Annotated in this window: 2 protein-coding genes and 2 pseudogenes; all 4 read right to left on the bottom strand. The window is 32.8% G+C overall.

Annotation, left to right across the window (positions count from 1 at the left end):
* Window positions 1-201 precede the first annotated feature (201 nt).
* Window positions 202-1,125 (bottom strand): recombinase family protein, encoded by a 924-nt coding sequence (locus tag SPADD19_RS05780; RefSeq protein WP_061455486.1) that lies wholly within the window; start codon window positions 1,123-1,125, stop codon window positions 202-204.
* A gap of 416 nt (window positions 1,126-1,541) precedes the next feature.
* Window positions 1,542-1,619 (bottom strand): annotated as a pseudogene (locus SPADD19_RS13165) (CPBP family intramembrane glutamic endopeptidase); the annotation flags it as partial.
* 42 nt (window positions 1,620-1,661) lie between these two features.
* Window positions 1,662-2,153 (bottom strand): nucleotidyltransferase, encoded by a 492-nt coding sequence (locus SPADD19_RS05775; protein WP_061455485.1) that lies wholly within the window; start codon window positions 2,151-2,153, stop codon window positions 1,662-1,664.
* Window positions 2,154-2,241: 88 nt separating this feature from the next.
* Window positions 2,242-2,912: pseudogene (locus SPADD19_RS05770) on the bottom strand (CPBP family intramembrane glutamic endopeptidase); the annotation flags it as partial.

The raw sequence follows: 2,912 nt of genomic DNA, 5'->3' as shown, positions 1-2,912 counted from the left end.
TGACAAAACGACTGTGTTTCTCTTTTCCCCCAACAACTAAATCTTTTAAAGCATATTCTTCATTATCTTCTTTACATTTTACACGATAGACTTTTGCATTTCCGCCTTCTCCTAATTCATCAACGATTTCATAATAATTATTCCAGCTTTTTTGTTTTGCCATATACAAACTCTCCTTAACCGTACCAAATAATCTATATATTACTTCTTTTTAGAACTATACTTTTCGTTTTTCCTCTTACTACCATTTTCCTCTTTCACAATATTACTCCTCCGACCTTTCTCAATCTGCACTGCCTCAAAAGTTTCCTTTGAAATTATCGCAGGGTTGTTTTCTGATGCCATATACTGAACATCGCTTTTTCCTGATTTAAAAAGTTTAACATCACCAGTATACTTCTCATTACTCAGCATAACATCAATCGTTCTCTTACACCATTTCTCTTTTCCGGTTGGAGAGAGAATCTTTCTTTTTTCGAGTTCCCTGATAATGCCTAAAATACTTTGACCGCTGAGATATAAATCAAATATCAGCCTAACATTTTCAGCCTGTTCTTCATCAATAACCAGCTTTCCATCGGCATCATGTTTGTAACCATAACACTTTCTATCATAGAGTTTCGAAGTCCCCTGTGCTGCACGCTGCTTAATTCCGCATTTTATATTTTCACTTCTTGACTCGTTTTCACCTTGTGCAAGTGCTTCAACAATTGCTATCATCAAGTCACTGTCTGTATTTTCAGTATCCAATTCATCCTGCTCAAATATTACATGAACGCCAAGCGTTTTTAATTGATTAAGAGCATCTAATATTTCAACCGTATCTCTGCCGAATCTACTAATATTTTTCGCTATAACTATATCCAGCTTTCTTGAACGGCAATTGTCAAGTATCTGATTGAACTCTTTTCTGGATGAAACTGTTTTACTTGTAGCAATGTCTATATAAACGTCAGCTAAAACCCATTGCAGCATTGAGGCAATCAATCTGGTCAAATGCGATATTTGAGCAGTCAGGCTATGAAGGTGATCCATACTATTTGTACTTACATGACAATAAATCCCGACACGTTTTTCCCTTTTTGGCTTCGGGGGAATATAATAAACGTTTGAATTATTCGGCATGTTTTCTCACCTACCTGCACTTGTCTAATCAACATATGATTAGAATTTATCAATGGTGATTAGTCTATTTAATCATCATATCAACTCAACCTTGGAATAGTAATCTTATCAACTCAACCTACCCCATATCTATTCTGTTCACTTAACTATCCCCATGGATATGTTCCCAAGCCCTTGATTTTAGGGCGTTTGACAGGATTATTGGCATTATAAAATAGAATTCCAAATTCCACAAACACTCTGAAATCAAGAGGTTTTCACACTCTTATTTTTCAACCCTTGACATCAATACTACCATCTCCACATGTGGTAATATTCAGCTTTTATACTAATAAACAAAAGGCTATTAAAAACATTTTAAAATGATACTGTGGAAGGGAAAATTGATCACTTCTTCTAAAGAAACAACATCCATTCTAAAATTTAAAATCCTTTTCTTTACTAATTCTATTACTAGCCAATATCGTATAAATTAAATAACCAATAAAAATAACATAGCAGCCAGTCTTACAACTTACTACTTTTCATATGATAATTTACAAATGTTTTTCCAGCCACTCGATCTTTTTAAAGTCCTTATTGTTATTTTGTTCATTTCGATAGGAGTCTTGAGAAGAGGCTTTGTAAATACTTAGATACTGCTCTAGACTTGGAAGACGAAAAGTGATGCCTTCAATGTGAATAAGCTCTATATCCGATTCCGAAACTCCTGCAAAATCAAGTAAGGAATCGATACTTCCAAATTCAACACTCTCTCTATCCTTTTGGAATTCATGCTCATGAATATCTATTAAGACGTAGCCTAAGTCTTTCATCACTTTCATTATCTTGTCCCAGTCATAAATTCTGAGATAGTCAGGTGCTTCCCAACCTCTAGGGTCACCAGGTACATGAATGTCAATGTCAGACGGCACCCAATTTTCTTTCGTTCTAAACTCCAATCCCAAAGACCCCATCAGTGTCGGTGTAATTCCGACTCGATTTAAATGGAAACAAATAGTTTTAAATTCTTCAAATAAGAGACTCATGTTTACTCTAAACCTTTCATCTAAATGTTCGTTATTTCTACTTTATTCCCTTGAACAAAATCATCTTCATTTTCTAGAGTATATCCAGTTATTTTGGATACAAACTCTTTTCCTTACTAATTCTATTACCCGCTAATATTGTATAAATTAAATAAGCAATAAAAATGATAATAAAAATAAGATTAATTTTTAACACAAAATAGAGATTTAACAAATTTGCGAACGCATGAAATAATATACAGTATCCCACAGATTTCGTTTGACGATAAAGAAGCCCTAAAACAAAACTTAAAAATAATGTATATATAAAAAATAAAATAAAAGGAAATCCTTGATGACTTTCTCCAACTATAAACCATAAAGGCAGATGCCATATTCCCCAAATTGATCCTACAATCAAATTAGATTGCCAATATGTATATTTTTTATCAAGTAACGGCTGTAATATTCCTCTCCATCCTAATTCTTCATGTCCACCACCAAAAAAAATTAGTTGTATAAAGAATAATGGCATCAGTTAAATGGATACTCCGTTTAATTCTAAGGAAGATACAGAAAATAGTATCAAAATTGCTAACAAATGAATAATGAAATAAATACTACTATTTTCTTTCTTACTAAATAAAAAATGTTTAAATTTTATATTATTCCTTTTTAAATAAAAGCCACTTGCAATAGCTGGTCCAAGTGCACCTACTATATGTAATACTCTTCCTATAATTGTTTCTAATCCCAAAATATGAGATTGAGTAAATACGG

The sequence above is a fragment of the Streptococcus parasanguinis genome, assembly GCF_001578955.1.
Classification (GTDB): Bacteria; Bacillota; Bacilli; order Lactobacillales; family Streptococcaceae; genus Streptococcus; species Streptococcus parasanguinis_U.
The sequence above is the reverse complement of the archived record's forward strand: the minus strand, read 5'-3'. Positions and strand labels throughout refer to the sequence as shown.